This is a genomic window from Arthrobacter sp. JUb119, from assembly GCF_024807995.1.
GTDB lineage: Bacteria > Actinomycetota > Actinomycetes > Actinomycetales > Micrococcaceae > Glutamicibacter.
This window is the reverse complement of record NZ_JANUFE010000003.1, coordinates 191,491-216,005: the sequence shown is the minus strand read 5'-3', so window position 1 is coordinate 216,005 and position 24,515 is coordinate 191,491. Positions and strand designations below refer to the sequence as shown.

General features: G+C 59.6%; 25 protein-coding genes. 12 read left to right on the top strand and 13 right to left on the bottom strand.

Going from position 1 to position 24,515, the window contains the following annotated elements; genetic code table 11:
- Nucleotides 1–73 precede the first annotated feature (73 nt).
- Nucleotides 74–1,210 carry an acyl-CoA dehydrogenase family protein gene (locus M2368_RS10005; protein ID WP_332488881.1) on the top strand — a complete coding sequence of 379 codons (1,137 nt, stop codon included), beginning with the start codon at nucleotides 74–76 and terminating at the stop codon, nucleotides 1,208–1,210.
- Nucleotides 1,211–1,220: 10 nt separating this feature from the next.
- On the opposite strand, the gene M2368_RS10000 is transcribed toward M2368_RS10005, so the two are convergent.
- The gene (locus M2368_RS10000; protein ID WP_332730912.1) at nucleotides 1,221–1,925 is read right to left on the bottom strand and encodes an NUDIX hydrolase; all 705 of its coding nucleotides are present in this window, start codon (nucleotides 1,923–1,925) and stop codon (nucleotides 1,221–1,223) included.
- A gap of 247 nt (nucleotides 1,926–2,172) precedes the next feature.
- Between M2368_RS10000 and M2368_RS09995 the strand changes: the two genes are divergently transcribed.
- On the top strand, nucleotides 2,173–2,943 hold the full coding sequence (locus M2368_RS09995) for a 3-hydroxybutyrate dehydrogenase (protein ID WP_332498844.1): 771 nt from the start codon (nucleotides 2,173–2,175) through the stop codon (nucleotides 2,941–2,943).
- A gap of 28 nt (nucleotides 2,944–2,971) precedes the next feature.
- Here the strand turns inward: M2368_RS09995 and M2368_RS09990 are convergent, their stop codons facing one another.
- Nucleotides 2,972–4,030: a YeiH family protein gene (locus M2368_RS09990; RefSeq protein WP_332727528.1), complete on the bottom strand. Its 1,059-nt coding sequence runs from the start codon at nucleotides 4,028–4,030 to the stop codon at nucleotides 2,972–2,974.
- Nucleotides 4,031–4,102: 72 nt separating this feature from the next.
- On the opposite strand from M2368_RS09990, the gene M2368_RS09985 reads away from it, so the two are divergent.
- Complete coding sequence (locus tag M2368_RS09985) at nucleotides 4,103–5,035, top strand: LysR substrate-binding domain-containing protein (RefSeq protein ID WP_332594975.1); 933 nt, start codon at nucleotides 4,103–4,105, stop codon at nucleotides 5,033–5,035.
- 127 nt (nucleotides 5,036–5,162) lie between these two features.
- Here M2368_RS09985 and M2368_RS09980 read toward each other — a convergent pair whose 3' ends face one another.
- The 3 genes from M2368_RS09980 to M2368_RS09970 all read right to left on the bottom strand — a co-directional run bounded on the left by M2368_RS09980 (nucleotide 5,163) and on the right by M2368_RS09970 (nucleotide 7,793).
- Nucleotides 5,163–6,398, bottom strand: a complete 1,236-nt coding sequence (locus M2368_RS09980; protein WP_402741612.1) for an aminotransferase-like domain-containing protein — start codon at nucleotides 6,396–6,398, stop codon at nucleotides 5,163–5,165.
- Nucleotides 6,399–6,528: 130 nt separating this feature from the next.
- A complete protein-coding gene (locus tag M2368_RS09975; RefSeq protein ID WP_402741613.1) occupies nucleotides 6,529–7,407 on the bottom strand; it encodes a hypothetical protein in 879 nt (292 codons plus the stop codon).
- Entirely contained in the window at nucleotides 7,404–7,793 is a 390-nt protein-coding gene (locus M2368_RS09970; protein ID WP_105656252.1) for a helix-turn-helix domain-containing protein, read from the bottom strand. The genes M2368_RS09975 and M2368_RS09970 overlap by 4 nt, the downstream gene beginning before the upstream one ends.
- Before the next feature lie 380 nt (nucleotides 7,794–8,173).
- Here M2368_RS09970 and M2368_RS09965 point away from each other — a divergent pair, with 380 nt between their 5' ends.
- The 3 genes from M2368_RS09965 (at nucleotide 8,174) to M2368_RS09955 (ending at nucleotide 10,449) form a co-directional block, all read left to right on the top strand.
- Nucleotides 8,174–9,349, top strand: a complete 1,176-nt coding sequence (locus M2368_RS09965; RefSeq protein ID WP_105656253.1) for an NAD(P)-dependent malic enzyme — start codon at nucleotides 8,174–8,176, stop codon at nucleotides 9,347–9,349.
- Between the two features lie 175 nt (nucleotides 9,350–9,524).
- A complete protein-coding gene (locus tag M2368_RS09960; RefSeq protein WP_105656254.1) occupies nucleotides 9,525–9,968 on the top strand; it encodes a DUF4262 domain-containing protein in 444 nt (147 codons plus the stop codon).
- Between the two features lie 73 nt (nucleotides 9,969–10,041).
- Entirely contained in the window at nucleotides 10,042–10,449 is a 408-nt protein-coding gene (locus M2368_RS09955) for a DUF4262 domain-containing protein (RefSeq protein WP_181148764.1), read from the top strand.
- A 24-nt stretch (nucleotides 10,450–10,473) separates the two neighbouring features.
- On the opposite strand, the gene cycA is transcribed toward M2368_RS09955, so the two are convergent.
- Nucleotides 10,474–11,955 (bottom strand): D-serine/D-alanine/glycine transporter, encoded by a 1,482-nt coding sequence (cycA, locus tag M2368_RS09950; RefSeq protein ID WP_498724405.1) that lies wholly within the window; start codon nucleotides 11,953–11,955, stop codon nucleotides 10,474–10,476.
- A gap of 608 nt (nucleotides 11,956–12,563) precedes the next feature.
- Between cycA and M2368_RS09945 the strand changes: the two genes are divergently transcribed.
- On the top strand, nucleotides 12,564–13,409 hold the full coding sequence (locus M2368_RS09945; RefSeq protein WP_105656257.1) for an HpcH/HpaI aldolase/citrate lyase family protein: 846 nt from the start codon (nucleotides 12,564–12,566) through the stop codon (nucleotides 13,407–13,409).
- Nucleotides 13,410–13,495: 86 nt separating this feature from the next.
- Here M2368_RS09945 and M2368_RS09940 read toward each other — a convergent pair whose 3' ends face one another.
- From M2368_RS09940 to M2368_RS09925, 4 genes are all read right to left on the bottom strand, one after another.
- The gene (locus M2368_RS09940; protein ID WP_105656258.1) at nucleotides 13,496–14,986 is read right to left on the bottom strand and encodes an alanine/glycine:cation symporter family protein; all 1,491 of its coding nucleotides are present in this window, start codon (nucleotides 14,984–14,986) and stop codon (nucleotides 13,496–13,498) included.
- A gap of 227 nt (nucleotides 14,987–15,213) precedes the next feature.
- Nucleotides 15,214–15,336: a type B 50S ribosomal protein L36 gene (gene ykgO / locus M2368_RS09935; protein ID WP_081461171.1), complete on the bottom strand. Its 123-nt coding sequence runs from the start codon at nucleotides 15,334–15,336 to the stop codon at nucleotides 15,214–15,216.
- Nucleotides 15,326–16,387, bottom strand: coding sequence for a GTP-binding protein (locus M2368_RS09930; RefSeq protein ID WP_105656259.1), 1,062 nt, complete (start codon nucleotides 16,385–16,387; stop codon nucleotides 15,326–15,328). The genes ykgO and M2368_RS09930 overlap by 11 nt, the downstream gene beginning before the upstream one ends.
- Nucleotides 16,388–16,498: 111 nt before the next feature.
- Nucleotides 16,499–17,356 carry a fumarylacetoacetate hydrolase family protein gene (locus tag M2368_RS09925; RefSeq protein WP_105656260.1) on the bottom strand — a complete coding sequence of 286 codons (858 nt, stop codon included), beginning with the start codon at nucleotides 17,354–17,356 and terminating at the stop codon, nucleotides 16,499–16,501.
- Nucleotides 17,357–17,576: 220 nt separating this feature from the next.
- Here M2368_RS09925 and M2368_RS09920 point away from each other — a divergent pair, with 220 nt between their 5' ends.
- From M2368_RS09920 to M2368_RS09905, 4 genes are read left to right on the top strand one after another with little or no spacing between them, the layout of a single operon-like run.
- Nucleotides 17,577–18,218, top strand: coding sequence for an ABC transporter permease (locus M2368_RS09920; RefSeq protein ID WP_105656261.1), 642 nt, complete (start codon nucleotides 17,577–17,579; stop codon nucleotides 18,216–18,218).
- Entirely contained in the window at nucleotides 18,211–19,473 is a 1,263-nt protein-coding gene (locus M2368_RS09915; protein WP_105656262.1) for a betaine/proline/choline family ABC transporter ATP-binding protein, read from the top strand. The genes M2368_RS09920 and M2368_RS09915 overlap by 8 nt, the downstream gene beginning before the upstream one ends.
- Nucleotides 19,470–20,198, top strand: coding sequence for an ABC transporter permease (locus M2368_RS09910; protein ID WP_105656263.1), 729 nt, complete (start codon nucleotides 19,470–19,472; stop codon nucleotides 20,196–20,198). Before M2368_RS09915 ends, M2368_RS09910 begins: the two co-directional genes overlap by 4 nt.
- Nucleotides 20,195–21,172 carry a glycine betaine ABC transporter substrate-binding protein gene (locus tag M2368_RS09905; protein WP_498724404.1) on the top strand — a complete coding sequence of 326 codons (978 nt, stop codon included), beginning with the start codon at nucleotides 20,195–20,197 and terminating at the stop codon, nucleotides 21,170–21,172. The genes M2368_RS09910 and M2368_RS09905 overlap by 4 nt, the downstream gene beginning before the upstream one ends.
- A 149-nt stretch (nucleotides 21,173–21,321) precedes the next feature.
- Here M2368_RS09905 and M2368_RS09900 read toward each other — a convergent pair whose 3' ends face one another.
- On the bottom strand, nucleotides 21,322–21,480 hold the full coding sequence (locus tag M2368_RS09900; RefSeq protein ID WP_166650780.1) for a hypothetical protein: 159 nt from the start codon (nucleotides 21,478–21,480) through the stop codon (nucleotides 21,322–21,324).
- 221 nt (nucleotides 21,481–21,701) lie between these two features.
- Here M2368_RS09900 and M2368_RS09895 point away from each other — a divergent pair, with 221 nt between their 5' ends.
- A complete protein-coding gene (locus tag M2368_RS09895; protein ID WP_105656264.1) occupies nucleotides 21,702–22,250 on the top strand; it encodes a YceI family protein in 549 nt (182 codons plus the stop codon).
- A gap of 113 nt (nucleotides 22,251–22,363) precedes the next feature.
- Here the strand turns inward: M2368_RS09895 and M2368_RS09890 are convergent, their stop codons facing one another.
- Together M2368_RS09890 and M2368_RS09885 are read right to left on the bottom strand one after the other, a co-directional pair.
- A complete protein-coding gene (locus tag M2368_RS09890; RefSeq protein ID WP_105656265.1) occupies nucleotides 22,364–22,807 on the bottom strand; it encodes a DUF4190 domain-containing protein in 444 nt (147 codons plus the stop codon).
- A 127-nt stretch (nucleotides 22,808–22,934) separates the two neighbouring features.
- Nucleotides 22,935–24,107, bottom strand: coding sequence for an MFS transporter (locus M2368_RS09885; RefSeq protein ID WP_426733508.1), 1,173 nt, complete (start codon nucleotides 24,105–24,107; stop codon nucleotides 22,935–22,937).
- Nucleotides 24,108–24,515 lie beyond the last annotated feature (408 nt).

Below are 24,515 nucleotides of genomic sequence, written 5' to 3'. Positions count from 1 at the left end.
TATTGGCTCTCATTGTATCTTGCGTCACATAGACTGAGGTCAAAGACGCAAGGTGCAGGCAAAGGAGCCGGTGTTGTTTGAAGTAAGCGAAGACCAGAAGTCGTTGATCGAGATGGTCCATGATTTCGCCGAGACCAGGATTGCTCCCAATGCCCTGAAGTGGGACCAGGAACAGCACTTCCCGGTGGATGTGCTGGCCGAAGCCGGACAGCTGGGCATGGGCGGAATCTATGTTTCTGAAGATCATGGCGGATCCGGTCTGAGCCGCAGCGATGCGGTGCTGGTCTTCGAGGAACTCGCCAAGGCCGACCCGACCTTGGCCGCCTACATTTCCATCCACAACATGGTCGTGTGGATGGTCGACACCTTCGGCAACGACGCGCAGCGCGCCAAATGGCTGCCATCGATGACCGCCATGGACGACCTGGGCTCCTACTGCCTGACCGAGCCCGGAGTCGGCTCCGATGCGGCGGCCCTGTCAACCCGTGCCCGCAAGGACGGTGACGAGTATGTGCTCAGCGGCGTCAAGCAATTCATCTCGGGAGCTGGAAGCTCGGCGCTCTACATCGTCATGGCCCGTACCGCTGATACCGGTTCGCGCGGCATCAGCGCCTTCCTTGTTCCCGGGGATGCCGAGGGCCTGAGCTTCGGGCCGAACGAAAAGAAGATGGGCTGGAAGGCGCAGCCCACTCGCCAGGTGATCATGGAAGGCGTGCGCATTCCCGCCGCCAACCTGCTGGGCGAGGAAGGCCAGGGATTCTCCATGGCCATGCAGGCACTCAATGGCGGCCGCCTGAACATCGGGGCCTGCTCGCTGGGTGGCGGGCAGAGCGCGCTGGAGAAGTCGGCGCTGTATTTGAAGGAGCGCCAGGCCTTCGGCGGACCGCTGACCAGACAGGAAGCGCTGGTCTTCAAGCTGGCCGAAATGGACATGGAGCTGGAAGCCGCCCGCTCCTTGCTGCGCCGTGCCGCCGCCGCACTGGACGCGAAGAGCCCGGACCGCGTCCGCCTCTGCGCGATGGCCAAGAAGATGGCCACGGACGCCGGGTTCAACGCCGCCAACAGCGCTATCCAGCTGCACGGCGGCTACGGCTACCTCGCGGACTACGGGATGGAGAAGATCACGCGGGATCTGCGCGTGCACCAGATCCTGGAAGGCACCAACGAGATCATGTCGCTCATCGTTGGACGCACGCTGCTGGAATCCTGACCGGCGGCAATCAGGCGTTGAACTGCTTTTCCGAATTCCGCACAGCGTTTCCCGAGAGGGAATCGCGGGGATCCGGATGAACCGATGAGATGGCCGGCTCGCTGGAAATGATCTGCTCGATGCCGCCCTGCTCCATCGCATCCCGCAAGGTGCGCTGGGTGGGGCGCATCATTTTAATCTCGCCGCGTTCCAGGGAAGCGAAGAGCTCCTGGGGGCTGATCCATGTGGAGATCACCGCTTCGGTGGTCTGGTGGACTGGTTCCTGGCCGGGGCGCAAGGCCGCGACAAAGAAGTACGTATCGAACCGCCGCGGGAAACCGGCTGGGGTGACCCAATTGGCCCAGGGGCGCAGTTGGCCAGGATCCAGCAGCAGCCCTGTCTCCTCGAAGACTTCACGACGTGCTGCGGCCAGGATCTCCCCGGCCAGATGCTCCGCGCGATCTGGTCCTTCCCCAAGGATCGAGGTGCGCGCCCATTGCCGGGCGTGCTCGCTGAGCAAGGCGGGATCCAGCTCTCCTGCCGCCACCGCTTGGCCGTCTTGGGCATCAACGCGGCCGCCGGGATAAACCACCATGCCGGCTGCGAAGTCCATGGTGTTCACGCGATGCTGGACGAAAACCTCAAACCCGCCAGCTGCCTCGCGCAGCAGCAAAACACTGGCCGCTTTGCGGATCGGGACCTCGGCGGGAGTCGCAGGTATCGGGGAAGTCGTCATTGCCTACCATGTCCTTGGCTCTTGGAAGTGAAAATAGCCTTCGAGAGCCAGCTTAGCTTCCAGCGCACAGCAAACGGGCAACCGGCAGAAGCCGCTGTGCATGCTTGCACATTGACCTGCGGAATCTGCACAGCAAATGCCGTTGACCGGATTCCTGACGGAGCCTAGTTTGAATCACAGAGACCTGCGCGAAGCTGCGGGCATCGCAACTGGAAGCCGCAGGGGAGCCGAGCAGAGGATGAGCGCAATGGCGGAACAAATTGGCCCATGGCCCCAGGGGTTAAAGGGGCGCCGCGCCTTGGTTACCGGTGGCGCCTCCGGCATAGGCCTGGCCAGTGCCCGGGCATTGGCCGACGCCGGTGCCACCGTGACGATTGCCGACCTCAATGAACAGGCCGCTGAAGAAGCGGCCCGCGAGCTCGGCGGAAAAGCATGGGCTGTGGATCTTTCGGATACCGCGTCGCTGGAAGATCTCAGCGTGGATACCGACATCCTGATTAACAACGCCGGCGTGCAAAGGGTGGCTCCAATCCATGAGTACGACCCCGAAGCCTGGAGGCTGATCCATCGGCTCATGCTGGAGTCGCCGTTCCTGCTGATCCGGGCAGCACTGCCCGGCATGCGCGAGCGCGGCTTCGGCCGCATCATCAATATTTCTTCGATCCACGGACTCCGGGCCAGCGCATTCAAGAGCGCCTACGTTGCGGCCAAGCACGGGTTGGAGGGACTGTCGAAGGTCACTGCATTGGAAGGTGCCGACTATGGGATCACCAGCAACTGCATCAACCCGGGCTATGTGCGTACCCCATTGGTGGAGCGGCAGATTGCCGATCAAGCGAATTCGCATGGCATTGACGAGTCGGATGTCATCCAGAAGATCATGCTTGCCGAATCGGCCATCAAGCGCCTGGTTGAACCAGAGGAAGTCGCTTCGCTGGCGGCCTGGCTCAGTGCGGATGCCGCGGGCATGGTGACCGGAGCGTCCTACACCATGGATGGCGGCTGGAGCGCGAAATAGGTGCGGCGGGCCCGCATGGCTGCCATGCCTAGGCCGGCGGGAACAGCAGGGTTCCGCCGATCGACACGGCGATGATCACCAAGGTGGACAGCAACCCCAGCAGCAATGAACGTCCGCCGGTTTTTACGATGCTGCGCAGGTGGACCCCGAGCCCCAAGGCGAACATGGCCGCGGCAAGCAGGAGCGTCTGCGCGCTGGCCGCAGCTGCAAGCCACGCCTCGGGAACCAGCCCGGTGGTGCGCAGCAGCATTGCCACCAGGAACCCGAGCACGAACAGCGGCACCAGTGGCGGGTTCTTGCCGCCTTGCACCGATTGGCGCCGCCGCATGAAGACGCCGACGCCGGCAATGATTGGAGCCAGCAGGACCACCCGGGCCAGCTTGACGGTCACCGCCACGGCCAAGGCGCCGGCACCTACCGAACCGCCGGCGGCGACGACTTGTGCGACCTCATGGGTGGACGCGCCGATGAGCATGCCGATGCTGCGTTCATCCAGCCCGAGCAGCAAGCCCACCGCGGGCATGAGCGGAATCATCAATGTCCCGAAGAGCACTACCAGCCCGATCGCGGTGGCGACCTGATCCTGCTTGGCCTTGACGACATTCTCGGCACCTGCGACCGCGGCGGCACCGCAGATGGAGAAGCCGGTGGCGATGAGCAGGCGCTGCGGCAGATCCATGCCGAGCTTCTTGCCGATCCACAAGGTGGCCAAGAACGTGATGCCAACCGAGAGAGCCACCACCAGCAGTACCCCGGGGCCCAGGCCGAGGATGGTGCCCAGCGAGAGCTGCAAGCCCAGCAGCACAATGCCCAGGCGCAGCAGCTTCTTGCCGGCAATTGCCGTGCCGGGGGCAAAAGCCTGCGGGACCGGGGCAAGATTGCGCCACAGCGCACCGAGCAGGATAGCTAGCAGCAGGGCGCTCAGGCCATGGATGTAGCGGCTGGCGAACATGCACAAGATGCCGGCGGCAAGGCAGAGGAGCAGTCCCGGAAGAGCCGGAGCGAAACGCGAAGCAGGTTTTCGATGTCCGGACTGGTCACGTTTGGAGGTGGCAGATTCTTTGACGGGACTTGTGGAGTCGTGCATGGAAATAATTGTTCTCCGGTTTGGAGAATTGCGGTATGCCACTTCTTGCTATCGCGGACATATGATCATGATATGGAAAGCAGCTCGTCATCTCTCGAAGACATTGCCCGCTGGATTCAACCCTCCTCATTGGAGTTGCTGGTCGGCATCGCCGATCACGGGAGCCTGAGCGCCGGTGCCCGTGCGGCCGGGATGGCGCAGCCAAATGCCACCCGCGCATTGAAAACGTTGGAGCGCCGGCTGGGATACCAGCTTGTGGCACGCAAGACCACCGGATCGCGCTTGACCGCAGAGGGAGTGCTGACCGTCCAATGGGCTCGTGAAGTCCTGGACAGCCTGGAAACCTTCGCCGCTGGCGCGCGCTCGCTGGCTGAAACCGGAGAGGGAGAGCTGGAATTCGGAGCCAGCATGACGGTGGCTGAATTCTTGGCGCCAAATTGGATCGGACTACTGCATCGTGCCCTGCCACGAGTCATCCCTCGAATGAAGATCATGAATTCCCAAGATGTTATTCGTGCAGTGCAGCAGGAGGAATTGGGACTAGGATTCGTGGAAACCCCGCACATTCCTCTGGGCCTGAAAAGCCGGCAGGTACTTCACGATGAAATGCTCGTGGTCACGTCGCCTTCACATGCTTGGGCACAACGGAAGGAACCGCTGAGCCTGCACGAATTGCAAAGCACGGCGCTGATAGAACGCGAGGAAGGCTCCGGCACCCGGGCATTCTTGGATTACATTGCCCATGCCGAACGCCCGAATCCGGTCGCTGTCTTCAACTCGAACGCAACGATTTGCCAGTGCGTGGCGCGCGGAATGGGGCCCGCTGTGCTCAGCCATTTGGCGGTAGAGAGCCAGTTGGAGCAGGGGCTGCTCGTCGAGATCCCGTTTGATGGGCCGGCGCTGTTGCGCGAGCTGCGGGCGATATGGCCTGCGCACCGTGTCTTGAAAGCGACCGAGCAGAAGCTGCTTGAGATTTCCGTGGAATCACGGATTGCGCAGGGCTAGCCGGAGATCCAGGCCCCGGCTTGGAACTGTGCGGACTTGGCCAGGAGGCGGACAGCAAGCTTCCCATCAAGGATGCAAGGGCGGCCATTTGTACCGGGCCGTGAGCTCCCGGTACAAGCCTCCGGACTTAGAGTTTGAAGATCTCGTTGCTGAGCAGGCCCGACAGTCGCTGGACGCCTTCGTCGATGGTCTTCTCGTCAACGGAGCAGAAAGCCAATCGCAGCTTGTTGTCGGCTTGGCCGCTCGGGCTGAATGCCGCGCCTGGGATGAAGATGACCCCGGCCTTCACGCCCTGCTGCAGCAACGCGTAGGTGTCAATGCCTTCAGGCAAGGTCAACCAAACGAAGAAGCCGCCTTCGGGACGAGTATGGGTGACGCCTGCCGGCAGGTACTTGGCCAATGCTTCGAGCATCGCGTCGCGGCGGGAACGGTACAGGTCGTTGTACTTGGTGATCTGCCCCTTCCAATCATGCTCGTTGAGGTAGGCGCTGATGATCATCTGGTTCAAGGTCGGTGGGCACAGGGCTACCGCCTCGCCGGCCAGGTAGAAGCGGCGGAAAAGGTGGGTCGGGACCGCTGCCCAGCCGATGCGCAGGCCGGGCGCGAAGATCTTGGAGAAGGAACCCATGTAGATGACGTTTTCCGGGTCCAGGCTCCGCAGGGTAGGCGCAGGGGTTCCCTCGTAGCGCAGCATTCCGTACGGGTTGTCTTCCAGGATCAGGATGCCGGCTTCGCGGCAGATGTCCACGATTTCCTGGCGGCGTTCGGCCGCCAGAGTGATCCCTGATGGGTTGTTGAAGTTCGGGATGGTGTAGAGGAATTTGATGCGCTCGCCGGCGGCGCGCAATTCGGCGATGCGCGCACGCAAGGCGTCAGGAATCAAGCCATTTGCATCGGTGCCCACGGGGCGGGCGGACACCTGGTAGGCCTCGAAGGTATTCAGGGCCCCGACATAGGTCGGATCTTCGCAGAGCACAGTGTCTCCGGGATTGCAGAAGACCTTGCAGGCCATGTCCTGTGCTGACTGGGAGCCGTTGGTGACCACGACATCTTCGACCCCCACGTTCGTGATGCCTTCAGCTGCCATGACATCGATAATTTGTGCACGCAGTTCAGGAGTGCCAAGTCCGGAGCCGTATTGCAATGCTTCGGGACCCTGCTCGACGATGATGCGCCGGGCCATTTCACCGACCTTTTCCAGCGGGAGCAGCTGCAGGTAGGGGTTGCCTCCGGCCAGGGATACCAGGGAAGGGTCCAAGGAGAGCTCGAATACGTCGCGCACCGCGGACTGCTTGATTCCGGCCGCGCGCTCGGATAGCAAGGATTCGTGCGAAGTGGTCAGCGATTCTGATGCGGTGGTCATGGTTCTCCTCGGCAAGGCTCCCGGGGCGGGGGAGCGGGGTTCCTGCGCTGGGTGCGGCACAAGAATTGTTTTCAAATAGAATACTTTGGTATTCCAGCAGGAAATTCAAGGCTTGGCAAGACCTGCGCTTTCAGCAACGTGATTCTCTGCTCCAGCGCGAGGCGTTGCGTTCCTCGATACTCAGCTGGCCCAGTGCCGCATTGACGCGGCTATGAAGTGTCTCGGCTAGAATTCGGGGCTTGCTGCCGGGCAGCCAGCACTGCCCGGCCAGGAGGACCAGCAAATCGACGCAGTCCGCCGAGGCCCGGAATTTTCCGGACCGGAACTGGGCAATGGCAGCATCGATGATCATCAGGGACGAATCCAGCGCACTGTCGGCAGCTTGCGTGCTGCGTTGCCCGCTGGAAACCTGGCGCTCCCGCACCACCAGGTTGCGAACCTCGGCGATCTTCCTGGGAATAGAAACCACTGCTCGGTACGCCCGGTTCTGGACGCCCATGAGTTGCAACGGACGCAGGGCAACCACAAGCAAGCCGATAACGACGAACGTCGACAGGCCGGCAAGGCCAAGCTTCGCCAGCAAGATTCCCGCAGTGATGGCTATCCCGGCGATCCCGAGGATCATTGCGAAAAGTGCAAGGCCGCCGAAACGTGGCTTCTTCGGTTCCGGGCCATGAGCCCGGATGCTGATAATCCGGTCGAGCTTCGCGCGGATTTCGGCCACGTTGGGAACACCCAAACTGCCTTGGGAGATCCGCTGGGCGTTTCGCCATAACTGGATGCGCCGGCGGCTGCGCAGGACCTGGAAGATCTGCCAACCGGCCAGCAAGGGAAGGGCGAGGGCGAAAAAGAGCAGCGCTGCGGTACCCAAGGTAATGTCCCCGGCTTGGTACATGCCGTAAGCGCCCAGCCATGCGAACAGGGAATAGCCCGGGACCCGGATGAGCAGGCGATCCCACCAAACGACCTCCTGCGGGGCGCTGGCGGATTCGCTGACTGGTTGGCTCATTTCTCGGTTTCGGTGCGGGAATCCAGCCACTGCTGGATGGCGCTTGGGCGAATGCGGCGATGGGTGCCGCGGTATTCCACTGGAATGATCCCGGCGTCGGCCAGCTTGCGCAGGTAGCTGTTGGAGATTCCGGCCATTTGGGCTGCTTGGGAAGTATTAAGGAGCAGCTCGGGTGTGCCGATGCTGACGGACTCGCCATCTGCAAACCGTGAAAGCACCTCGATCAGCGCCTGGTGCGCTTCTTTGGGCAACTTCAACGCGGTGCCGTTGACGAACACGGTCGTGTCATCCGACTCGTCCAGCGCGCGGCGTAGCCGCGCGGTGGTCTTCTCATCTAACGCCTCGAAGGTGCGGACCCTGCCCAGTGCTGAAGTCGGTGATGCCATGGCCCTTATTTTGCCTGAGATGTCCTTCGGGTGCACCTCATGACGCTGCAAATGGACTGCCTGTCGCAACTCCTTTATGACACAGATGCGACGAATGGGGGTTGTACAGCGCCAAGCGGTTCCCGTATGGTGGAAAACGTAGGTCTAAAGAAAGTACTGACCAGCCATCTTCCGGCACACCATGACGGATCCTTCAGCCTCACCCGGCGGAGCCCCTCTGGGAATTGTGTACATGGAAGCCTGACGCCCTCCTTAATTGCCTGTGGGTCACGCTCCATTGCGGTCGGATGAATGGTCATGCGCGTTCCTACGCTCTGCCACCAATTTCGTGGGTACTGCGTTTTCGTCAATCAGAACTTTCTTGAAAGAAGAGCTATTCAATGTCTGTTGAATCCACTAAAGACCTGTCCGCCATCACCGACGAAGAGATTTTCGACGCCCATCTTGGCGGCAAGCTTTCCGTCTCATCGCAAATGCCGCTGAACACCAAGCGCGACCTGTCCATCGCCTACACTCCGGGTGTCGCCAAGGTATCCCAGGCCATCGCAGATGATCCAGCCAAGCACGCCACCCACACCTGGGCCTCCCGTCTGGTCGCTGTCGTTTCGGACGGCACCGCTGTGCTGGGCCTGGGCAACATCGGTGCGGCTGCCTCGCTTCCGGTCATGGAAGGCAAAAGCGCCCTGTTCAAGGAATTCGGCGGTCTGGATTCGATCCCGTTGGTATTGGACACCACCGACGTCGATGAAATCGTCGAAACCGTCATTCGCCTGCGTCCGAGCTTCGGCGCCGTGAACCTGGAAGACATCTCCGCCCCGCGCTGCTTCGAAATCGAAAAGCGCCTGATCGAGGCGCTGGATATCCCTGTTATGCACGATGACCAGCACGGCACCGCGGTGGTGGTGCTGGCAGCTCTGATCGGCGCGGCCCGCCAGACCAAGCGCGACATCAGCTCGTTGAAGGTCGTCATCTCCGGTGCCGGTTCGGCTGGCGTCGCCGTCACCAACCTGCTGCTTTCGGCCGGCGTGGATGACGTCATCGTGCTCGACTCGCGTGGCACCATCCACCGCGATCGAGACGACCTTAATCCGGTCAAGGCCGACCTGGCCAGCCGCACCAACCGTGAAGATGTCATGGGTGGCCTGGCCGAGGCACTGGACGGCGCGGATGTCGTAGTAGGACTTTCCTCGTCGACCTTCGAAGAAGCTGCCGTGGCGAAGATGAACAAGGACGCCATCATCTTCGCGCTGTCCAACCCGACCCCGGAAATCATGCCGGATGCTGCCGCGAAGTATGCGGCCGTGGTGGCCACTGGCCGCAGCGACTTCCCGAACCAGATCAATAACGTGCTGGCCTTCCCGGGCATCTTCCGCGGCGCCCTGGACTCGGGCGCCAAGAAGATCACCGAGGGCATGAAAGTCGCCGCGGCCCATGCCATTGCCAACCTGGTTGGCGATGATCTGGCAGCAGATTACATCATTCCTTCGGCAACTGATGACCGCGTGATGCCTGCTGTTGCCGCGGCTGTGGCTGCGGAAGCAGAAAAAGCCAAGTAGAAGAAGCTGGCGAAAAAGCACTGCCTGCAACGACTCGTTGCGGGCAGTGCTTTTTTCATGCGCCGGCCTATTCTGAGGCCGTTGTCTCGGGATATCCACAATCGTAGAAAGTTCCTGCCGGGGCGATGAATTCGCGCCACACTTGCTGGCATCAGATCAACCAAGGAGGAATGCGATGAGTAATCCTGAAGGCGTCCATCTCAGTGTCCGCAGCTCGTTGCCCGAAATGCAGCTACTTGGCGTTGTTGCGCTGCGCGAAATATCAGAGAAGGGGTATGCCGTAGTGCTCAGCACTATGGCAAGGCAGCAACAGGTCCTGGGGTACACACTGGGATTGGCGAAACGAGGGCATCCTGAAATCGTCAGTATCGGTGGAGACGAAGATGATGTTTTTGGGCTTCTCACGCATCTGGCATCACAAGTCGTCGAGCATGGACAAGTCTTTTCCGAAGGTACCCACAACACATCGCTATTTAGCGAGCTCATTTTCTCGGAGCCAGAGGCGGAACTGAACACTCTTCCCCTCACCAGTCTGATCCTTGGCGACATCCCGATAAGAACTCTGCATTGCACGGAACCCAGGGACTTCGCCGTGATCCAGCAACAGTCGGCTCACTAGGAACTGCGCCGCATCGTCAAAAGATGAGCAGGCAGAGGAAAGGAACTTGACCATGTGCGATATGTGCAATGGCATGACACGCAAGCAACTGGAAGCCCTGATCGACCAGCGGATCCGCGACTACGGACATGAAGTGATTTTTGTTGAGTCGGACCGGATCAGCCCATCGCTTGCCTACACCGTTGGCCTGAGTCGCATCGGGCACCCAGAATTCCTTGTTCGAGGGCTGGACATGGATGACAGCATTCAGATGCTCAACGGATTTTCTGCGTCCGTGCTGGAATGGAATGAGGTTTTCGCCCACGGGCACACCGGCCGCTGGAAGGACGGAACACTGTTGTACTTCTCCAAGATCAGTACCGGAATCCGCAAGCAGGTGCCATTGGCTTATCAGAGGTACGGAGAAAGCCTGGGGTTGCTAGAAGTCTTACTCGTCGGCCGGGATATCCCTTACGAATATGTAGTTGCCCGGCACAATTAGGCCTTGGCATCCTTTGCAAAGGGCCTAGCTTCGCCGATGGATTGCAGCGGCCTCGTTCTCCGCGCGGACTTTTGCCCGATGTGCTGCGCGCAGGGCCTGATGGCCATCGGATTTGCGCACCTTCAGGTAGAACATTCCAACTACAAGGAACCACAGGGGCGTAGCCAGCAACGCAGCACGCGTATCGGCCTGCGTGGTCAATGCCCACAGGACGAATACGAAGAAGGCTAGGACCATGTAGGGGGCTCCCATGCCGCCGGGGACCTTGAACTTGGAGGCATCATGCAGCTGCGGGCGGCGCTTGCGGAAGGCCAAATAGCTGATAAGGATCATTGACCAGACGAACATGAAGCACAGGGCAGACACCGTGGTCACCAACGTGAAGGCCTGGGCTACGGAGTCACCCGCGTACAACAGCACGACGGCAGCAAGAAGGAAGATGCAGGAGAATAGCAACGCATTGCGTGGCACCTGCGTGGCAGAAAGCTTGCTGAACTTCTGCGGAGCATCTCCATCCTGCGACAGGGCGTACAGCATGCGCGATGTCGAATAGATTCCGGAATTTGCACTTGAAGCGGCGGCCGTCAGCACGACGAAGTTGACCAGACCTGCAGCTGCGGCCAAGCCAGCCATCGAGAACATGCCAACGAATGGCGATGCATCAGCGGAGAACTTGTACCAGGGGGTGACGGCCATCAGGACGGTCAAGGCACCGACGTAGAACAGGATCACGCGCAGCGGAATGGAATTGATGGCCTTCGGGAGATTCTTTTCAGGATCCTTGGTTTCAGCCGCAGTCGTACCTACCAATTCAATGCCGACGAAGGCGAAAACGGCGATCTGGAAGCCTGCGACGAAGCCCATGAAACCAGTGGGGAACATGCCACCGTGCGCCCACAAGTGGGCGAAAGAGGCGGTGTCTCCCTCGGGAGAACTGAATCCGGTGGCAATCATTGCCAAGCCGCAAACGATCAATGCCAGGATTGCAACGATTTTCACCAATGAGAACCAGAACTCGGTTTCACCAAAAGCCTTGACGGTGGGCAGGTTCAGCCCGACCAATAGCAGGATGCAGCATAGCGCCGGGAGCCATAGCGGGATCTCGGACCACCAGTAGGCGACATACTGGGCGATCGCGACTACGTCCGCAATGCCGGTGACGACCCAGCAGAACCAATAGGTCCAGCCGGTGAAGAAGGCAGCCCAAGGTCCCAAGAGATCGCCGGCAAAATCTGCGAAGGTCTTGTAGTTCAAGTTGCTGAGCAGGATCTCGCCCATGGCACGCATGACGAAAAAGAGCATGAAGCCGATGATCATGTATACGAAGATGACCGACGGGCCAGCAGCGGAAATGGTCTTGCCGGAGCCCATGAACAATCCGGTGCCGACCGCTCCGGAGATCGCCATGAGCTGGATGTGCCTGCTGGACAGTCCGCGCTCAAGATTCGTTCCATCGGAAACGGTTTTCAGTTGCGCGGAATCGTTCGCCACGGCTGCACCTTTCATGAGCAGATCCCTTCGGTTTTTCGAAGGAGACGGCCTGCTTCGAAGGAGAACGAGACCGCTGAAAGAGGTTATCGCAGATATATTGACCAGCTATATTTGTTCGTCACCCTGGACTGCGAGCAAGCTTAACAGTTGTGAAGTTGGTTATACGCCACTGGATTCGGGTAGGTAGTCCGCTGCTTCGCGCAGTGGCCAGATGGGCAGAACCTGCACTTGAATGGGACATTTGGTTGCTGCTGGACCTCCGGGTGGCAGCCTGTGTCCGAGAATGAAGCCGCGGGAAACTATGCGAAGGAAATCCTCCGGTTCCGGCGAATGGAGTTAGCGGGAGGCAGTTGATCTGCAGAATCAGAACCACCGATGATCAATTCCCGCGTTTCCAGCCTGCGGTAGGACTTCGGAAATGGCAGAACGCGGGAGCCCGTGGAGCGCCGCAGGCAACACTGCATCCATGCTCAGCTCCACTGCGCAGAAGGCTACCCGGTTCAGGTTGGTGCCGTGCATCCGGACTGCTCCAGTGCTGCATTCCGCGCCTTTCGGTTCACTTGAAGCAAATACTGTACATGGCCAGTGGAAGCTTGGAGGGCCGAGTGAGTAGTGTAGGACGTATGGCATTCCGAAATCGTCGAGCTGCGGCTCTTCCTGCAAAATTGTCCCGTTCCTGGCTCTTGGTCAATGCGGCCAAGGAGGAAACTTTCGCTCCTTCACTGGCTTGTGAAGCGGACTCGGTGATTTTTGACATGGAAGCTGCCGTTCCTGACGACCAGAAGATCCAGGCTCGCGACAACGTAGTGCGAGCACTCTCCAATGGCATGACTGCGTGGGTGCGCGTCAACGGCATTGACACTGATTTCTGGGCCGATGACCTTGCCGCGCTGTCGGGAACTCCCGGCCTGCGTGGAATCATGCTGGCCATGACCGAGCAGCCTGAACAGGTTACCTACAGCGCGATGAGGCTGCGCGCGGGCACTCCGGTCCTGGCCTTGATCGAAACCGCTTTGGGTATCGAGAACGCCACGCAGATCGCTTCGGCCCCGGGTACCTTCCGCCTGGCGTTCGGCATCAACGACTTCCGCAAGGACACGGGCGTCTCCGACGACCCGATGGCACTGGCCTACGCACGCGGCCGGCTCGTGATCGCTTCGCGTGTAGGCAAGCTGCCTGGCGCTATCGACGGACCTCCACCAGCAGGCGCCGATGCCGCCAAGGTGACCGAAGAAACCCGCATCACCGCCTCCATGGGCATGACCGGCAAGCTGTCGTTGTCCACCGATCATGTAGATGGCATTAACGCCGCGTTGGCACCCAGCGAAGACGAGCTGTCTTGGGCCATGGAACTGCTCGAAGCGCACGCCGCCGGCGCTTCGGTGGGCGATGGCTCATACCTGCCGCGTCTGGCCCGTGCCCAGAAGATCGCCGACCTGGCCGACTCCTACGGCCTGTGGAACGCCTAAGCCTTTAGCTGTCTTCCAACAGCAAAGAACCCGTTCAGCATCTGGAATCAATCAGATGCTGAACGGGTTCTTTTAGCTTGCGGTGCCTATGCCTCGTGGGCACCGCGGTTGCGAGAGGAACCGACGACGTCGCCAGCCTTCCATTCAGCCCAACCCGGACGATCATTCATGAAGTCCTCGATCTGCGCCTTGTTGGCTTCCAGCTTCGGGTCATGCTTGAGGTACCAGTGGGTTTCGCGAGCCACCATGCCCGAGAGGATCAGTAGGCCGATCAGGTTCGGCAGCGCCATCAGGCCGTTCATCATGTCCGAGAAGTTCCAAACGGCGGTCAGCTCGGTGGTGCAGCCTACGTAGACGACCAGCGAGAAGACGATGCGGAATGGCATCACGAGCTTGCGGCCGAAGAGGCGCTCGATGTTGCGCTCGCCGTAGTAGCTCCAGCCCAAGATAGTGGAGAAGGCGAACATGACCAGTCCGATGGTCACGATCCAGTGGCCCCATTCACCAGGCAGGCCGTGGGTGAATGCCTGGCCGGTCATCAGCGCAGCGGAGATCTGCTCGCCGGTGGATTCATCGATCACCTTCCAGGTGCCGGTGGTGATGATGACCAGGCCGGTGCAGGTAACAACGATGATGGTGTCGATGAAGGTCTGGGTCATGGAGACCAGGCCCTGGCGAACCGGGTGGGTGGTCTGTGCCGACGCGGCAGCGATAGCAGCCGAACCCATGCCGGATTCGTTGGAGAAGATGCCGCGGGCAACACCGTACTGGACAGCGATGATGATGGCCGAGCCGACGAAGCCGCCAACAGCGGAAGTGCCGGTGAAGGCGTCGGTGAAGATCTCGCCGAAAGCTGCAGGAATGCCGCCGACGTTAGCGATCAGGATGTAGATCGATGCGGCCACGTAGAAGACGATCATGACCGGAACGAATCCAGCGGTGACACGGCCGATGGACTTGATGCCGCCGACCAGGACAGCGATCGACAGCACGGTCAGCACGACACCGGTAACCCATGGGGTGACGTGGAACGAATTCTCCAAGTTCAGGGCGATGGAGTTGCCCTGGGTCATGTTGCCGATGCCGAAGCAGGCCAGGGTGGCGGCGATGGCGAAGAACAGGGCCAGGAACTTGCCCAGCGGACCCTTAATGCCGCGTTCCAGGTAGTACTGCGGACCGCCGGACTTTTCGCCTGCGGCGTCGGTGCCGCGGTAACGCACGCCGAGATAGGCCTCGGTGTACTTCGATGCCATGCCCAGCAGGCCGGTGACCCACATCCAGAACAGGGCACCTGGGCCGCCGATGCCGATGGCGGTTGCGACACCGACGATGTTACCGGTTCCGACAGTGGCCGCCAGCGCTGTGGTCAGTGCCTGGAATTGCGAGATGTCGCCTTCTGCCTCGGCATCCTTGCGCTTGAGCAGGCCCAGGCGCAATGCGGCAGCGAGCTTGAAGAATTGCAGGCCACCCAAGCGGATGGTCAGGTACAGGCCAGTACCCAAAAGTAGCGGGATGAGGACAAACGGTCCCCAAATGACGGAGGAGATGTCCCCGAAGAGATCGCCCAAAGCGTCCATGGACTCAATATCCTTATGTGCGAGTGACTGATGATGAAGAGTTTCAGGCGAGAAGCCGATCCCCTTATGTGAGTGCCATCATATGGCAAGGGGAGAACTGTGTCACAAAGCGCGCTGGCGGATGCCATGTCCGGTTTGTTAACTTTATTTCACGATCAGGCCCGGGGCTCGGGCTGGCTGCCGCATTGCCGGCATCCACCGAAGTGGACGCCGGCAATTTCCGGGCTTCAGCCTTGCCGCGCTTTCATGCGCGGATTTTGCTTGTTGATCACGAAGACGCGACCTCGTCGTCTGACCACCTGGGAGCCGGGCGCCTTCTTCAATGCGCGGATGGAATTCCTAACTTTCATGCCATTCACCTCCTTCATGATGTGCGGAGCTGAACAGGTCCTTGAGTTCTTCTTCGGTGACCTGGCATTGCTCGAAGACCGTCTCGATCTGCGAAGCTTCGTGTTCGGATCCGTAGAGCAGCAATTCCGAGACGGCGATATTCGAATTCCACGCTCCGGTGTTTTCCATCCAGATGCGCGGACCGGCTCCGCCGATGGCGACGCGCTCGCTGAGGGCACTAGCCACCCAGAGGATTCCGCGGATGCAGGTGCAGGATTCAGCCAGGGACGGCAGGGCTTTGCGGAAGCGCTCGGGATGAAGCGGACGTTCGGCATGCAGGTGGATCGGCGCAGTGCGGGCATTGGTTGCTGTTCGCGGCAGGTGCCCGGCGCTGGTGCGTTGGCGCGCTGCTCCGGGGTGGAAGGAGCCGAGTCCTTCTTCGTGCACGCAGATATGCGCATGCGGTGCCATCTGCCGAGCTAATTCTAGGCCGGCTTCATAGTCGGCGCCGCCAGCGCGTCGTGGACCGGTGGCGCTTTCGAGCAGCTGGGTTTCCAGGCCTTCGACCGGAATGAGGGTATCTGCCTGCATCAATTCGGTGAAGAAGAACTCTCCCGACGTCCTCGCATCGCGTTCCATGGCGTTGAATCCCGATTCCCAGAGGGTGTGCCGGTCCCACATCTGGTTTTCCAATTCGGCGGGATCCAGGGACAAGACGATGCTGCTGATCCGGATTTCCAGTGGTTCGAGCTTTGTCCCGAGCATGTCCAGCACTGTTCCGCTATGCCATGTGGCGGGCAACGCCAGGATCATTGTGGCCTCGGAATCTTCGGGGGCCAGGCGTTGGATCGTCGGCAGGATCTCGAACTTCGTGGCACAGCCGATGCAGGGGTGCCCAAGAACGGTTTCGGCATGTTCTGCGGCTGCAGATCCGGAGACGTGGCGCACCAGCCGATTGCCGTCGACGAAGTCATAGCGCAAGATGACGGCGTCAGGATGGTGGTGTCCCAGGTGGCTGAGGCCGGAGTCGCGGCTGGAAGTATCAAGTGCGGAGAGAACGATGAGATTCACGCGTTCAAGCTTATATGAGAATGAGTCTCAATAGCAAAATTGGGAACGGGGCTTAACGCCTCGGGGGCCCGCCCGCCAATGCGGACAGGCCCCCGGAAGCGACAAGGAATATCAGTTCTGCGGCGCGTTGAAAACTACCGCAGAGGTACCCAGGCCTTCGATCGAAGTTTCAAGTGAATCGCCGTGCTTGAGCCACGGGTGACGCCCATTCTCGTCGCGGCGGCCTAACGCAACACCAGAGGGCGTACCCGTCAGGATGACGTCGCCTGGCTGCAATTCATTGAATGTCGAGAGGTAGGAAACCAAGGCGTCAGCCGAGAAAATCAGATCATCGATCTGTTCGTCCTGCACCACGGTGCCATTGACCGTGCTGGTAATGCGGGCGGCGGGATCCAGCTCATCCGGGGTCACGAGCCACGGGCCCAGGGGAGTGGAACGATCCCAGATCTTGCCCTGCAGCCACTCTTGGGTGCGGCCCTGGTAGCCGCGCATCGACACATCGCTGGCCACGGCGTAGCCGGCAATATGCGCGGCAGCATCCTCCTGGCTGATGCGGCGACCCGGCTTGCCGATAATGATAGCCAGCTCTGCTTCGTAGTCCACCCGGTGGTCTTCCACTGGAATTTCGATGGTGTCCTTGGCGCCGCATAGGGTGGAAGCGAACTTCGCGAACACCGTCGGATACTTCGGCAGGTCTTCGCCGACCTCGGCCGCATGCGTCTTGTAGTTCAAACCGATGCAGTAGATTTTCTCCGGCTTGGGGATCAGCGGAGCGTAGTCGGCTTCGCCCTCGGCGATGGAATCACCCACCAAAGCGCGAGCAACTACTTCTTGCTGAGTTGCGTCATCAAGACGCAGGAAACGCTGCACTGAATCGAGGTTGTCCAAGTAGTAGGCGCGGCCATCTTCAATGACAGCAGCGGTGGTATGGCCTGGTTCGCTGGCGAGGCGGAGCGTTGCAAGTTTCATGAATCTATCTCACTACACTTTTCGCTGAAAGTGCACCATATTTCGTGATCGGCAATTGATAGCAATTGGCCTTAAATACGGCCGAGCCAGAGCTTTGATCTGGAAAACGTGGCTTGGCCATGCTCCGCTGACCCGGCTAAACTCATGGCAAGCTACGGTCCCAGAGACCAGTCTTGAAATAACGATCTAGATACGAAACTAAAGTGAAGCAGGTTTTAATGTGGGTGACTTTTTTGGCGAGCGATCTCGCCATATCCTCTTCGCCTCGTGGCAGCACTTCTCGCTAGTCGCGCAGTGCTTGATCCTGGCGACAATTATTGCTGTGCTGATTGCCGTATTGGTATACCGCAACAAGCCCCTATCAGGCTTGGCTAACGGCATTAGCGCCATCGGCCTGACTATTCCGTCCTTTGCCCTGATCGGTTTGCTTATTGTCCCCGTGGGCTTCGGGGTTACTCCGGCAGTCATCGTGGTGACGTTCTTCGCCGCCCTGCCAATTCTGCGCAACGCGATCGTTGGGCTGAACAACATCGAACCAACCATTATCGAGTCAGCGCGCGGCATCGGCATGAGCCGGCTGAAGACTCTGATATCAGTAGAAATTCCCATAGCTTGGCCGGTGATCCTGACTGGCGTACGAATTTCAGCCCAGATGGTGATGGGCGTCGCCGCAGTGGTCTCCTACGCCCTGGGTCCTGGCCTCGGCGGGTTCATCTTCCAAGGACTCTCGCGTCTGGGCGGCGCGAACTCCCTGGAATCCGTGATCACCGGCGTAGTTGGCGTCGTGATCCTGGCGCTCATCCTTGATTTGATTTTGCTCGGCATTGGCCGACTGACTACCCCGCGAGGTATCCGTGTCTGAACATAAGATCCCTGAAAATGCCGTGGCCCAGAATGTCACTGGCGCTTCGATCATGCTTGAAGAAGTAACCAAGACCTACCCGGGACAAAAGAAATCGGCCGTAGGCGGCCTGACCCTGGAGATCCCTGCCGGGTCCATCGTGATGTTCGTGGGGCCATCCGGCTGCGGCAAGACGACCACCCTGAAGATGATTAATCGCCTGATCGAGCCGACCAGCGGCAAGATCGTCATTGACGGCGAAGATGTCACCGGCATGAACGGTGATGAACTGCGCCGCCGCATTGGCTATGTGATCCAGGCTGGCGGCCTGTTCCCGCATATGACCGTGGCGACCAATATCGCCATGGTTCCAAAGATGCTGGGTTGGCCCAAGGAGAAGATCGCTGCCCGCGTCGACGAGCTGCTGGAACTCGTCTCGCTGGATCCGGAACTTTACCGGGACCGTTTCCCCAAGGAGCTCTCCGGCGGCCAGCAGCAGCGTGTGGGCGTCGCCCGTGCATTGGCAGCGGATCCACCGGTCTTGCTGATGGATGAGCCATTCGGTGCAGTTGACCCAATTACCCGCCAGCGTCTGCAGGATGAGCTGCTGAACATCCAGTCTGAAGTCCAGAAGACGATCGTGTGCGTGACCCACGACTTCGACGAAGCGGTGAAGCTCGGCGACTGGATTGCGATCTTCAACGAAGGCGCGCAGCTGGAGCAGTACGACTCCCCAGAAAGGATCCTGGCCAATCCGGCCAGCGAGTTCGTGGAGAACTTCATCGGTTCGGGTGCCGGCTTGAAGCAGCTGACCCTGACGCGGGTGAACGAAGTGGAACTGGGAGAAGCCATCACCACCACACCGGGCAAGAATGCTTCGGAGGTGCTCTCGCAGCTGCAGGGCGCCGGACGCAAATACGCGGTAGTGCTTGATTCGCGGGGACGTCCGCTGCGCCGCATGGACCGCCGGCAACTGTCGCGTGCCCAGATCATCGAGGGTACCTACGATGAATCCATGCCGGTCGTCGGTGAGCAGGCCACCTTGAACGACGCATTGGACACCATGCTGGTGGCCAGTTCCGAGTCGGCCCTGGTAACGGGACGCCGTGATGTGCTCACGGGTGTCATCACGGTGCAGACCGTCATGGAGGCGATCGCGGCCGCGAACAACACCACGGATGCTAATCACGAGGCGCCGGTTGGCCTGAACTCGGGTGCCATCAACGTCGTGAATATCGATAGTGCGGCCACCGGGCAGGATGGTGAATCGGCATGAGATCCGAAACCCGCAGCTTGATTTGGCAGATCGCCGGAATCGCAGCTGCTTTCGCCATCTTGGTGGGTTGGCTGGTAACAGCCGACCTGACCGAGACCGAACAGCAAACGCTGGATCCGGCAACGATTTGGGGCTACACCCTCGACCACCTGAACATCACGGTCATCTCGGCGCTCATCGTGCTGCTGATCGCGATTCCGCTCGGCGTGCTGCTCACTCGCCCCGGACTGCGCAAGGCAGCCCCGGCGGTGCGCGCCATTGCCAACTTCGGCCAAGCCGCACCCGCCATTGGCGTCATCGTGCTCTTGGCCTTCTGGTTGGGGTTCGGCCCGAAAACTGCCATTGTCTCACTGGTGATCTATGCGATTCTTCCGGTGCTCTCCAACACCATTGTTGGCCTGCAGCAGGTTGATGAACGCCTGGTGGAGGCCGGGCGGGGAATCGGCATGAGCCAGATGTCCGTGCTGTTGAAGGTCGAGCTGCCGTTGGCCGTCCCGGTGATGCTATCGGGCATCCGCACAGCCCTGGTGCTGCTGGTAGGCACCGCCACGTTGGCGACCTTTATCAACGGCGGCGGGCTGGGCATCTTGATCACTACGGGTGTGAACTTGAACCTGAATGTGGTGCTGATTGCCGGCTCGTTGCTAGTGGCCTTGCTGGCTTTGACGATTGACTGGCTTGGCCGTGTCGTCGAACAGGTGGCACGACCGAGAGGACTTTCGTGAACCGCAAACTGAATTTAGCTGTCTTGTCCATGGCCGCCCTGATCGGAATGACCGGGTGCGGACTAAGCCCATCGACCGGGACGGTGCCCAATGCCGGCCCCGCCGAGATCAAGCCGCTGGTCGAAAACGCTGAAGACACCACCGTGACCGTCACGTCCAAGTCCTTTACCGAGCAGCTGCTGCTGGGGAAGATCACCGTGATCGCGCTCAAGGCCGCCGGCTACGACGTCACCGACCTGACCAATGTTCCTGGCTCCCAGCCGGCACGTCAGTTGCTGCTTTCCGGCGACGCGAGCGTGCTCTGGGAGTACACCGGTACCGCGTGGCTGACCTACTTGGGCCACGAATCACCTGTTGTGGGTGAAGAAGAGCAGTGGCAGTCGGTGCACGATGAGGATGTTGCCAATGGAATTATCTGGGGAAATCCGGCACCGTTGAACAACACCTACGCATTGGCGATGAACGAAGAAACGACCAAGCGGCTGGGTATCGCCAAGCTTTCCGAACTGCAGACGCTGGACCCCGAAGATCTGACGTTCTGCGTCGACCCGGAATTCAATTCCCGTCGAGACGGTCTGACTCCAATGCTGGAACACTACGATATCGACCGTGGTTCAGAAGTGGCTGAGGACAATATCGGTCTGTACGACGTGGGTGCCATTTACCAGGCAACCGCTAATGGCGCGTGCAACTTCGGTGAAGTCTTCACCACTGACGGGCGCATCAAGGCGCTTAACTTGACCGTGCTGGAAGATGACCGGAAGTATTTCCCAAGCTACAACGCCGCCCCGGCTTTCAACGGAGAATTCCTTGAAAAGCACCCGGAAATCCAGCAGATCATGGACAAGATCGCTCCGTTGCTGACTGATCAGGTCTTGATGGACCTGAATTACCAGGTGGACGTGGTTGGCCGTGAACCGGCGGATGTTGCCTTCGAATGGATGGTTGGCCAAGGCTTGGTCTCCAATCCCTAACCGAGGCAACGAAAACTGCATGGATTAAGCAATGGATCCCCGGCATCGCGATGCCGGGGATCCATTTCAATGTCGCCGAGGATTCACTGGGGATTGGTTTCTCTCGGATGGATTTGCTTGCAGGATAGAAATAGGTGGAGGCCATCTACCTATTGCTGGTTCCGGGTGCCTAGCTCGCCGTCGACTTCATCGGCGATTTCGGTCGTGGCAGCGGTAGTGATGGATTCTTCCTGCCAAATTTCCTCTAGCTCTGCGGATAACTCGGCTTCTTCTTGGGCATGATCGGGAACTGGGTCATTTGCGTTCATGGCCTCAGTCTAGCCATGTACGCGTCTGAGTAAAGGGGTGCATGAAAAATGACTTCAGTAGAAACTTTCCTAGTCAGTATCAAAATACGGATCTCTTGAATAGCCAGATGAAACTTTTTTAGGGAAAGTGGTTGACGCTTCAACTTCATTAGTGTCATACTGGTATCAGCAAAACAAATTGAGGCGTCAACTACTTGATGGCCCGACGAAAGGACTTAGACATGACTGCATCTGCACTGACCACCGGAACCTGGAACCTCGACGCATCGCACTCCGAGATCGGCTTCTCGGTTCGCCACGCAGGCATCTCCAAGGTTCGCGGCAGCTTCACTGAATTCGACGCAACCCTGACCACCGGCGCAACCTTGGCGGACTCCTCGGTCGAGGCAACCGTCCAGATCGCATCGGTCAACACCAAGGACGCTAACCGCGACGGCCACCTGAAGGGCGAGGACTTCTTCAACGCCGAGCAGTTCCCAACCATGACCTTCAAGTCCACTGCGGTCAAGGGCGAGGCTGGCGAGTTCATTCTCGTTGGCGATCTGACCATCCGCGGCGTGAGCAAGGAAGTTGAATTCGAAGCAGAGCTCGGCGGCGAAGCTGTAGACGCTTTCGGTGCAACCCGCGTTGGCTTCTTCGCATCCACGACCATCTCCCGCAAGGAATTCGGCATCACCTGGAACGCAGCACTGGAAGCCGGTGGCGTTCTGGTCAGCGACAAGGTCAAGATCGAAATCGACGCTTCGTTCGTACTGCCAACCGCAGAGTAAAAGTTTCCCGAAGGCCGTCATGGGGATGACGGGACAAGGGCCGATACCGGCAAAGCCTCCGGCTCACGAAAGTGAGCCGGAGGCTTTGTCGTTAAAGTGGAGGGAAGAAGTGCCTAGGACCCGCTGAATGACGGGTCCACGGAAAATGCGATAGCACCGATGACAAGGAATGCGACATACACGATCCAGAGCACGCCCAAAATGGTGCCGATCCAACCGGTCACTTTGCCGACCGTGGATACCGTATTGAATTCCCTTTCGGCTTTATTGGCCTTGAAAATAGCAATCGGGCCAAGGATCACGCCTGCAACGAAGATGGACACAATGCCAAGAATCATCGAGGTCTGTGCCAGCTGGGTGCCTTGAAATTGGGATGCTGTCGGATAGCCGAAGTTGCCCTGGGGGTACTGGCCCGGTTGGCCATGTGCCTGTTGATTGTAGTAAGGCTGTTGCGGGACGCCGTTGAGATCGTAGGAACCAGGCTGCTGGTACTGCCGGTTCTGACCCTGGTGCCCTGAAGAATAGGGGTTTCGTGGTTCTTCGCCTGGACTGGTCATGGCAACCTGCTTTCCGCTTGTGAGGCTCGTTCGCTTAATTCAAGATTCTCACATGCAACCGGCAATAACATCTAATCTCTAGAAGAACTCTCTGCAATGCCAGAATGCCCCCTACCTGCCAGTGAAGTCAGCTGGCTGGATGCATTCTGCGCCACAGCGCATGAGTGCCAGTCGCCACCGCCACAAGTAATAGGCTCAGTGCCAAGCCGATTCCGAAGATCTGGCCGTAGTGGCCATTCTGCGCTAGATCTGCAGTTAGGTAGGTCGCCGCAGATGCCCCCGCGAACAGGGCAAAAACGAACAGTGAAACGGTGGTGGCCCGCGCGTCAGGCGAGATATCGGTCGCCCACCCCTGCATTGATGAGTGCATGATCGCGTTCGTGGCACCCAGGAAGAACGCGGTGAAGGTGTAGGAGGCAGGGGAGGGAGCGAACGCCGAGGGGAGGAAAGCTGCGCAAAGCACCAGGCCGCCACCCCCAATAAGCCACGTTCGGCCAATGCGTGCCACCAATCGGCGCATCAAGCGTGCACCCAGAATGACTCCCAGGGCAAAAGCGCAACCTAGCGCTCCTGCCAAGCCAATAGCGACACCGGATTCTTGCAAGGCGGGAACGATATAGGTCAGCAATCCCATGAGCAGCCCGCCTTCGAGGAAGACGATGGCATAAAGGGCCAAATTCATGGGACGCAAAGCTGCACGGAATTTGAATCCGGAACGCGAATGCTCGGGCTCTGCCGCCTTCCGCAAGCTATACAGGGCCGCTACGCAACCCAGTGCAGGCAACAGGAACACCAGCCGCCAGTTCGCGTATGTTGCCAATGCTCCTGAAGCTAATGTCGCCAGGGTGGTGCCCAGCGAGGAATAGATCTGCAAATCAGATAAGCCGCGAGCGCGTTCCACCCCGGTACGGGTATCGCCCAGGAGCGTCATCAGGGTTGGATACAGTGCGCCGAACATGAACCCGGTGACGGAGCGGGCAATGAGTAGCGGCAAATAGTCGGTGAACATGATGCTGGCGACCGCGCCGAGGCAAGCGCCGATGAGCGCCGCGCGCAATACCGCAAGACGCCCGAAACGATCGCTAAGCACGCCCCAGATCGGCTGGCCTATGGCATAGAACAAGGCATAGGAAGCTACCAGTTGGACGGCTTGGGCGAAACTGAGCGATGTACCCAGCGAAAGTGCGACCAGCATGGGAGGGGTGCCATAGCGGTCGAAGAAGGAGAGGAAGCCGACGAAGCGCAAAGCCGAATCGGGAATGGTGCGTACCGAAATCCGAAGGTCCTGTTGTTTCTCCATCCCGGCCCTTCAAGTGAGAATCTTCCGCCTGCCTATCCATGTAATCAGAATCTGCCCGCTGATGCTGTTTTGGATGACAGCTGCCACGGGCAGATGACGCATCGGCAGCTAGGCAGTTACTGGTGATTCAGTCATGAATTGAGCGAAGAATTCGCCCAACTCACCGGTCGCGTCCAGCGGCAGCGCCATGGACACGTCCAAGCCTGGACAGGATTGGCGGGCTGGGTGCGCCAGATATCTCCGGTGATGAAAATCCGAGGCAAGGGAAGTATAACGGATTGCCGTCACGATGGAGCCAGGGAAGTCATCGCGGGCTTGAGCGTTTCCATGCCACCGGTGCGCTTCCGCGAAATGTTCGAAGCTGGACTGCCGGCTTCGCTTTTTTGCCGCGCGCGATCGAATAGAGGC

Excerpts from the sequence above, each read along its gene's own strand:
- M2368_RS09955 (WP_181148764.1), top strand. The coding sequence starts at position 10,042 with ATGACACGCAAGCAACTGGAAGCCCTGATCGACCAGCGGATCCGCGAC.
- M2368_RS09890 (WP_105656265.1), bottom strand. The coding sequence starts at position 22,807 with ATGACCAGTCCAGGCGAAGAACCACGAAACCCCTATTCTTCAGGGCAC.
- M2368_RS09945 (WP_105656257.1), top strand. The coding sequence starts at position 12,564 with ATGGCATTCCGAAATCGTCGAGCTGCGGCTCTTCCTGCAAAATTGTCC.
- M2368_RS09940 (WP_105656258.1), bottom strand. The coding sequence starts at position 14,986 with ATGGACGCTTTGGGCGATCTCTTCGGGGACATCTCCTCCGTCATTTGG.
- M2368_RS09960 (WP_105656254.1), top strand. The coding sequence starts at position 9,525 with ATGAGTAATCCTGAAGGCGTCCATCTCAGTGTCCGCAGCTCGTTGCCC.
- M2368_RS09995 (WP_332498844.1), top strand. The coding sequence starts at position 2,173 with ATGGCGGAACAAATTGGCCCATGGCCCCAGGGGTTAAAGGGGCGCCGC.
- M2368_RS09975 (WP_402741613.1), bottom strand. The coding sequence starts at position 7,407 with ATGAGCCAACCAGTCAGCGAATCCGCCAGCGCCCCGCAGGAGGTCGTT.
- M2368_RS09990 (WP_332727528.1), bottom strand. The coding sequence starts at position 4,030 with ATGCACGACTCCACAAGTCCCGTCAAAGAATCTGCCACCTCCAAACGT.
- M2368_RS10000 (WP_332730912.1), bottom strand. The coding sequence starts at position 1,925 with ATGACGACTTCCCCGATACCTGCGACTCCCGCCGAGGTCCCGATCCGC.
- M2368_RS09985 (WP_332594975.1), top strand. The coding sequence starts at position 4,103 with ATGGAAAGCAGCTCGTCATCTCTCGAAGACATTGCCCGCTGGATTCAA.
- M2368_RS09925 (WP_105656260.1), bottom strand. The coding sequence starts at position 17,356 with ATGAAACTTGCAACGCTCCGCCTCGCCAGCGAACCAGGCCATACCACC.
- cycA (WP_498724405.1), bottom strand. The coding sequence starts at position 11,955 with ATGAAAGGTGCAGCCGTGGCGAACGATTCCGCGCAACTGAAAACCGTT.
- M2368_RS09980 (WP_402741612.1), bottom strand. The coding sequence starts at position 6,398 with ATGACCACCGCATCAGAATCGCTGACCACTTCGCACGAATCCTTGCTA.
- ykgO (WP_081461171.1), bottom strand. The coding sequence starts at position 15,336 with ATGAAAGTTAGGAATTCCATCCGCGCATTGAAGAAGGCGCCCGGCTCC.
- M2368_RS09965 (WP_105656253.1), top strand. The coding sequence starts at position 8,174 with ATGTCTGTTGAATCCACTAAAGACCTGTCCGCCATCACCGACGAAGAG.
- M2368_RS09910 (WP_105656263.1), top strand. The coding sequence starts at position 19,470 with ATGAGATCCGAAACCCGCAGCTTGATTTGGCAGATCGCCGGAATCGCA.
- M2368_RS09895 (WP_105656264.1), top strand. The coding sequence starts at position 21,702 with ATGACTGCATCTGCACTGACCACCGGAACCTGGAACCTCGACGCATCG.
- M2368_RS09900 (WP_166650780.1), bottom strand. The coding sequence starts at position 21,480 with ATGAACGCAAATGACCCAGTTCCCGATCATGCCCAAGAAGAAGCCGAG.
- M2368_RS09885 (WP_426733508.1), bottom strand. The coding sequence starts at position 24,107 with ATGGAGAAACAACAGGACCTTCGGATTTCGGTACGCACCATTCCCGAT.
- M2368_RS09970 (WP_105656252.1), bottom strand. The coding sequence starts at position 7,793 with ATGGCATCACCGACTTCAGCACTGGGCAGGGTCCGCACCTTCGAGGCG.